This is a genomic window from Kitasatospora sp. NPDC089509 (genome assembly GCF_044749365.1).
Classification (GTDB): Bacteria; Actinomycetota; Actinomycetes; order Streptomycetales; family Streptomycetaceae; genus Kitasatospora.
Genome location: NZ_JBIVHS010000037.1, coordinates 74,613 through 82,277, shown reverse-complemented (window position 1 = coordinate 82,277; position 7,665 = coordinate 74,613). Strand labels below are relative to the sequence as shown.

At 73.9% G+C, this 7,665-nt stretch carries 3 protein-coding genes; all 3 read right to left on the bottom strand.

What is annotated here, in order from left to right; translation table 11 throughout:
• Positions 1-115: 115 nt before the first annotated feature.
• Genes ACIP4P_RS42080 through ACIP4P_RS42070 form a run of 3 tightly spaced genes read right to left on the bottom strand, consistent with a single transcriptional unit; the run spans position 116 to position 7,652 of the window.
• Positions 116-1,957 (bottom strand): glycosyl hydrolase family 8, encoded by a 1,842-nt coding sequence (locus ACIP4P_RS42080; RefSeq protein ID WP_400928825.1) that lies wholly within the window; start codon positions 1,955-1,957, stop codon positions 116-118.
• A gap of 33 nt (positions 1,958-1,990) precedes the next feature.
• Positions 1,991-4,639: a fibronectin type III domain-containing protein gene (locus tag ACIP4P_RS42075; protein ID WP_400928822.1), complete on the bottom strand. Its 2,649-nt coding sequence runs from the start codon at positions 4,637-4,639 to the stop codon at positions 1,991-1,993.
• A gap of 49 nt (positions 4,640-4,688) precedes the next feature.
• Positions 4,689-7,652 (bottom strand): beta-galactosidase, encoded by a 2,964-nt coding sequence (locus ACIP4P_RS42070; RefSeq protein WP_400928819.1) that lies wholly within the window; start codon positions 7,650-7,652, stop codon positions 4,689-4,691.
• Between the last annotated feature and the right edge of the window lie 13 nt (positions 7,653-7,665).

Sequence of the window (7,665 nt, the reverse complement as noted above, 5' to 3'; positions counted from 1 at the left end):
AGGAGGGAGTCCATGCGGAGCATCGGCGACCGACGACAACGCGGCGAGGTGCGTGCCCCGGCGTCGCGCGCCCGGCGGGAATTGTCAGACACGCCTTAGCAGCCCTGGGGTGCGATCAGCGCGTGGTACGCGTCCCGGTCCAGCTGGCGGCCCTTGACGTCGGGGCCGTCGCGCCGGTCCCGCTGCCGGTGGGGGTGACGGTCAGCGCGGTGTCGTCGATGACGACGGTGGTGGTGCCGCCGTTGGTGTCGGTCTCGGTGCCGGTGAACCTGAGGGTGACGGTCTGGCCGGCGTAGCCGGAGACGTCGAAGGAACGCTGGACGTAGCCGGGGGCGGCGTCCAGGTTGGAGGTGGTCGCCAGGGTGGTGAGCACCGTGCCGCTGCCGTCCAGGAGTTGGGCCGTGAAGGTGTCGGGGGTCGCGGTGGTGGTGTTCTCGGTGGAGTCGACGTGCTGCCAGTAGCTCAGGGTCGCGGTGCAGCCGCTGGGGATGGCGACGGTCTGGGCGACGGTGTCGGTGTCGGCGCTGCTGTTGCCGTTGAACCAGGCGACCCAGCTGCCGGAGTGCGCGGGTTCGGCGCTGGTGGCGGCGGTGATCGGGTTGAAGCCGAGGGTCGAACCGGTCGTCCAGGGGGCGGTGTCGGCGCCGTTCTCGAACCCGGGGTTGCCGAGCAGTTGGCCGGAGGAGCAGGTGGCCGGGGGCGGGGTGGTCGCGGCGGTCGGGCTCCAGTAGTCGCCCGCCATCACCAGGTAGACCAGGGTCTTGATGGTCTCGCCGTAGTAGTGGTCGCCGAAGGGGTTGGCGCCCAGGGCGTTCCAGATCGCGTCCGTCCAGGCCTGGTCGCCGGCCGCCATCGCCGCCGGGCCGACCGCGTCACCGGCCGCCTCGGACTGCTCGGTGGAGTAGGGCGTGCAGTCCAGCTTGGTGTGCGGGTAGACGTTCTGCGGGTTGCCGCCGGACTCGCCCTTCAGACAGGCCGACTCCTGCTGGGCGAGCGCGTACGAGGTGGCCGCGGTGGAACTCCCCGACAGCAGCGCGTCGGTGCCCAGGTGCCAGGGGACGCGGATGGAGTTGTAGCCGACGATGTCGTCCGGCTGCTTCTCCTGGTAGTCCGCCGGGGCCGGGCTCGGGGAGGCGGTGTCGGCGCCGATGACGAAGTCCGAGACCAGGCCGGCGTTCGGCGAGTACGCGGCGGTGAAGGCGGAGAGCACCGCCTCGGTGCGGGCGATCACCTTGTTCCAGTCGTGGGCGGTGTCGTAGGCGGCGAACGCCCGCAGGTGGTCCAGCATGTGGTCGGAGGGGCGGGTGTCGGTGTTCGGGCCGTCGTCCTCGCACTTGAGGTGCCCGTCCGGCGCCACGTCGTGGGCGTAGACCGAGGCCAGCCACTGCTGGGCGTCGGCGGTGTAGCCGCCCCACTGGCGGTCGGCGAGGATCAGGCCGTAGCCGATGTCGAGGTCGCCGTCGGTGGCCGAGTCGGGGGTGCCGGTGCTGTAGTACGCGCAGCTCTTGCCGTCGAGCTGCCACTGCATCAGCCCGTACTGGTCCCGGTGGTCCTTGACCAGCTGCCACATCCCGTCGAACTCGCTCTGGGCGTCGGCGTCGTAGCCCGCCATCAGCGGCACGATGTTCATGCCGTAGCCCTGGCCCTCGGAGACCGGGCCGTTGTTGGTGGCGTCGCCGTCGCCCTTGGTGGAGACGTAGTACTCGTTCGAGGCGCAGCCGTGGACGAGGTAGTTCGCCTTCCAGGAGTCGTACTGCTTCTCCACCGCCGCGTCCCGGCTCGCCTGGGGGGCGGAGGGCGTGACGCCGACCTGGTAGGCGGTGTGCGAGGGGAAGGGGTGGGCGGGGGCCGTGGCCGGGGCCGCGTGGGCGGGGGCGGCGGCCAGGGCGGTGAGGGAGAGCCCGACGAGGGCTCCGGTGACCACTGAGGCCCAGGGCCTCGTCCATCGTGTGCGCATTCCGACTCCTCGGGTGGGGGTGGGGGTCCGTGGTCAGGAAGCGGGGGTGGTGACGGTGGCGGTGCCGGCCGGGCCGGTGCCGGTGGCGGTGACCGCCGCGACGGTGAAGGTGTACGTGGTGCCGGGCTCCAGACCGTCGACCACCCGGAACATCGCCTTGCGGGCGGGCTGGGTGTCGAGGGCGTCCCGGCCGGTGACGGCGATGGTGCGGCCGTCGGAGACGGTCACGGTGTAGCCGATGACCGGGGTGTCGCCGGTGCTCTCCGGGACGGCCCAGTGCAGGCTGACGGCCCCGGCGGAGGCGTAGCCGGTCACGCCGGTGATCGCGGCGGGCAGGGCGCCGCCGCCGGTCGTGGGGGTGACCGGTGCGGCGGGGACGGACTCCGCGCCGCGCCCCCGGTCGTTGCGGGCGGCGACGGTGACGGTGTAGGCGGTGCCGTCGTCCAGGCCGGGGACGACGCCGTAGCCGGTCCGGGCGAAGTCCTCCGCGGAGACCTCGGCGGTGACGCTCCGGCCGCCGCCGGTCGCGGTCAGCCGGTAGGAGTCGACCGGGGAGCCGTGGTCGACGTAGGCCGGGCTCCAGGTCGCGTAGACCGCGCCGTCGGCGGCGAAGGTGCCCACCCGCAGCGGCGCGGCGGGGACGGCGGGCTCGGCGGTGCGGACGTCCAGCACCCAGCGGTGGCCGGGCTCGACGCCCGCCGCGGCGACGACGTCGTCCGGGGCGTCGGAGGGGTCGGCGAGGAGGTGGTTGTCGCGGGTGACCAGGCCCTTGTTGTCGCCGTCCGGGGTGCCCTCCTCCCACCAGTTGCCGCTGATCAGGGTCGGGTCGTTGTTGCCGAGGGCGTCCCGGTAGTCGGTGTGGCGGCTGGCGACGTCGGCGAAGCTGACGCCGTACATGACGTTCCCGGCGACGGTCTCGTAGGTGCAGCCGTTGTCGGTGTAGACGGCCTTGCCGATGCCCCACTGGTCGTGGATGACGTTGCCGGTGACCTTCTCGCCGTCGGCGAGCGAACTGCCCGTCAGGCCCTGGGTGTAGATGCCGGCGCCGTCGTCCAGCACCTGCATGTGGTCGTGGATCAGGTTGTCGCTGACCTCGTTGTCGTGCGAGTAGTTGGGCGTTGCGGGGTGCTTGATCTTGTCGGGCCAGCCGCCCCAGCCGAGCGAGATCGCGGTGTAGGGGATGTGGTCGATCTGGTTGTGGGAGATCGTGTCGTGCCGGCTGTAGCCGTTCAACACGGCGACGCCGCCCCGGAATTCGACCGGCAGGGCGTAGAGGTGGTTGTCGGTGACCAGGTTGTCCCGGGTGATGTCCGCGGCCGTGGCGGGGTCGGTGACATCGGTGCCGCCGACCTCGACGCCGTTGCCGGAGATGTCGGTGAAGACGTCGTCGCGTACGGTCGACTGCTGGGCGCCGTCGCCGAGTTCGAGCCCGGCCGCGCCGAGGTGGGTGAACACGTCGCCGCTGAACTCGACCCGTTGGCCGTGCTGCACGGAGACGTTGCCGGGCTCCTTGGTCCAGGCGCCGTACGGGCAACTGCCGCCCTGGACGTAGCCGCAGAGGCCCTCCGTCGCGTAGCCGTTCGGCCCGGTGACGGTGTAGCCGGCCTGGATCTCGGAGAAGCCCTCGGAGGTGGAGGGGGTGAGCCAGGTCGCGTACTCGAAGCGCAGGCCGCGGAAGGCCAGGTCGTGCACGGGGGCCTGGGCGGTGCCGGCGGCGGTGACGAGCTGCTGGAGCACCGGGGCCTCGACGTCGGTCCCGTCGTCGGTGAGGTCCTCGCCGGGGCGGGGGCGGTAGTAGACGGTGCGCTCGGTGCGGTCGAGGTACCACTGGCCGGGCTGGGTCAGTAGCTCGAAGGCGTTCTCCAGGTAGGCGGGTTGGGCGTGCTCGGTGAGCGAGCCGGGGCCGACCATGTTGACGGTGCGGCCGGGGTTGTCGGGGAAGACGGCGCGCTTGGTGGAGTTGTCCCAGCAGGGCTGGGCCATGGTGATCTCGGTGCCGTGGACGGCGGCGACCGGGCAGCGCGGTTCGGTCCAGCCGCCGAGGCCGTACGTCCTGGCGTTGAACACGCCGGTGCCGCCGGTGTAGACGAACTCCAGGTCGGCGGGGTTGCGCCAGTGGGCGAGGGTGTCGGCGGAGGCGGTGTAGCCGGTGTCCGTCCTGGTGAGGGTGACGGGCAGGGCGCCGGCGGCGCGTTCGGCCCGGACGCCGTCCACGTACAGCTGCCGGGTGTTGTCCAGGCCCTGGGGGGCGGGAGCCGACCACAGGCCGGGGTGGCCGGGCGCGGGGCGCCAGCGGTTGACCCGGGCCCCGCCGCTGAGGACGGTGGAACCGGTGCCCTGCCAGACCACGGTGTGGCCGTTGCCGCCGGAGTCGGCCGCGTCCAGGGCCAGCGGGTGGTCGAGGCGGAAGGTGCCGGGGCCGAGGTGGACGGTGAGGTCGGCGGTGAGGTGGGCGGCGCGGGAGCGGACCAGCTGCTGCGCCCGGTCGAGGGTGCGGACCGGCCGGCGGGCCGTTCCGGGGGCGTCGTCGTGGCCGTGCGGGGAGACCCAGACGTCCTGGGCGCGGGCGCGCTGCCCGTCGTCCGCCGCGGCGCCCGGGCCGCCGAGCAGGGCGCCGGTGGTGGCGAGGGCCGCCGCGAGGGCGATCAGCCCGGACCGGGTCCGGGCGCGTGCATCCGACATGGCCGTCCTTCGGGGGAGTGGGATGGCATGTGCTTCAACTGATGGATCGTCAGGTGGTGCCGCCGGCCGCGAGGCCGAGGAGGGTGAGCGCGACGGTGCCGGGCCCCGCCGGGCCGGTGCCGTCGGTCAGCACGGCGAGGGCGAGGGTGTTGCGGCCGCGGTGGTGCAGCACGCCCTCGGGGAGGACGAAGGTGTGCTGGGGCCCGACGTCGTTGATGTACTGGCCCATGTTCCAGCCGTTGACGAAGAGTTGGGCCCGGTAGGCGCGCCCCGGATCGTCGGTGAGGGTGAGCCCGAGCGAGGCGTCCAGGCCGCGGTCGAGGTCGAGCCGGAAGGTGGTGCGGTACCAGGCGACGCCCTGGCGGGTCTCGGTGTACGGGAGGCTCACCGGCTCCCAGTCGTCGCCGTCGTGGTCCGGGAGGTGCCAGCCCTCCCGTTCTCCGTACAGGCCACCGGAGTTGAGCGGGCCGCGCTCCTCGTCGGCGGTCGGGTCGCCGCCCCGGAGGCGCCAGGTGAGTTCGGGGGCGGGGGCGCCGCCGGCCGGGGTGAGGGCGGCGGAGAGCAGACCGCGGGCCGCCTTGTGGCTGTCGTTGCTGCCGCCGTCCTCGGCGTGGGCCATCGGGCGCACCAGGACGGCGAGTCGGTGGTCGCCTTCGCCGGTGTCGGGCAGCGGGAGGGTGGCGGTGGCCGTCCAGCTCGCCTTGCTCGCCTGGTTCCTGGCGGGGACGGGCATCCGGTGGGTGCCCAGCGGGGTGCCGTCCAGCCAGGCCATCAGCAGGCCCTGGGTGCCGGTCTGATAGGCCAGGGCGAGGGTGCCGCCGGTCGGTCCGGAGAAGGCGGCGCGGTACCAGACGTCGCCGTAGTGGAAGCCGTAGTCGTCGCTGAACAGCACCGGCTGCCCGGCGGGCACCGGGGTGCTGGAGGCGCTGGTCCGCAGGTCGGCGGGCGGCCAGTCGGAGTCGTCGAAGTCGGGTGCGGCCTCCGGGTTCTCGGCCCGGCGCCGCCACCCGGTGAGCTCGGGCAGCCGGACCGGTGCGGGGCCGGGGAGGCGCCCGTGCGCGAGCAGGCTGCCGGAGGGGGTGAGGGTCGCGGGGATCTCGCGGCCGTTCCAGCGCAGCCGCTCCACCGCGCCTGGGGCCCAGACCTCCAGCTCGCACTCCTCGGTGGTGTCGCCGGTGAGGCGGGCGGCGTCACCGTGCAGCCGGGCGGTGCGCAGCAGCGCCGGGCCGCGGACGAGCACCGTGCCGGTGTCGGTCGGGTGGCGCCACAGCGTGGCGGTGGCCTCGTCGTCGGCCAGCAGCAGGAGCAGCGGGGTGGCGCTGCCGCCGCCGGTGAGCCGGATCCGGGTGAGGCCCCGCACGGTGGCGTTGATCCGTAGGAGTCCGGCGGCCGGGTCGTGGGCGCTGGTGGCGGCGCCGGCCAGGACGGTCACGGTGGGCGGCTCGGGGCAGACGATGCCCAGCTCGACCGGGTCGCCGGGGCGGGCGACCAGGACGGCGAGGTCCTGCCGGGCCACGGTCTCCTGGATCATCGGCTGCGCGGTGGTGTAGCGCAGTCGCCGGGTGCCCAGCGGGAGGTCGGTGGCCAGCAGTTTGGCGTCCCGGCCGTGCAGGCGGATCCGCTCGGCGGCGGGGACGGTGAGCGGGCCGGCGGCGGTGGTGACGGGGAGGGTGAAGCGGCGGTCGCTGTCGTCGTCGTTGCGGACCACGTAGAACTGCGCGCCGGTCTCGGGGTTGGCCAGGTGGTAGACCTTGACGGCCGGGTCGTCGGCGGCGGTGTCGGCCGCCCGGTCGAGCCGGGCCAGGTCGGGGACGGCGGTGAGGAGTTCGCCGAACTGCCGCAGGGCGGGGACCTTCGCGGTCAGGTTGCGGGCCTCGTCGACGGCCGCGCCGTAGTCGTACGAGGTGTAGACGATCGGCGCCGGGAGCCAGCCCCAGGAGGTGCCGCCGAAGGTCATGTAGATGTTCTGCAGGGTGATGCCGTTGGCCAGGTTGGTGAGCGCGGAGCGGCGCTCGTACGCGGCGTCCCTGCTGGCCCGGGCGCCGGGGTAGCCCCGGCCGTCGAACTCGGCGCCGCCCCAGCAGTCGAACCAGCCGCCGCCGAACTCGCCGATGAAGCCCGGGGTGCCGGGGCTCGCGGTGGAGCCGCCGTGCGGGCCGCCGGGGCCGTACCAGCCGTAGTCGGGCGGGGTCTTCGCCGGGTCCGGGTAGGCGTCGAAGGCGTACAGGTAGCGGCCCTCCTCGCCGCCGGTGGGGAAGCTGCCGGGGGTCCAGTCGCCGGGGTGGCCCTTGTCGTTGTGGAACAGCGGGACGTCGATGCCGTCGGCGCGGACCTTGGCGTACAAGTGCGCCAGGTAGGCGGCGCCGATGCCGTCGGTGAGGTGCGAGGAGTACTCGTTCTCCAGCTGGTAGAGCAGCACCGTGCCGCCGCCCCGGGTGTACTGGCGGGGCGCGACGACGGCGTTGACGGCGGTGAGCCACGCGTCGACGTGGGCGAGGTACCCGGGGTCGTCGCTGCGGGCCCGGCCGGGGGTGGCGATCAGCCAGCCGGGGAAGCCACCGCCGTCCACCTCGGCGTTGATGTACGGGCCGGGGCGGACGGTGACGAACAGCCCGGTCTCGGCGGCGGTGTCCAGCACGGCGCCGAGGTCGCGGACGCCGGTGAAGTCGTGGCGGCCGGGGGCGGGGGAGTGGTAGTTCCAGGCGACGTAGACCGAGACGGTGTTGAGGCCGGCGGCGCGTAACTTCTGCAGGACGTCTCGCCACAGGCGGGGGGCGGGCAGCCGGAAGGGGTGGAACTCGCCGGACCAGACGGGGGTGCGGCGGCCGTCGACCAGCAGGGAGTGGCGGTCGAAGGTGACGGTGTGCGGGGGCTTCCCATGGTCCTCGGACGGCTTCCCGTGGCCCTCGGGCGGTGCGGCGGCGGCCGCCGGGCCGGCGCCCAGCCCGCCGGTCGCGAGCCCGGCCGCGACGCCCCCGCCCAGGACGGCGAACTGCCTTCTGCTGATGGGCATCTGGCGCCTCCCG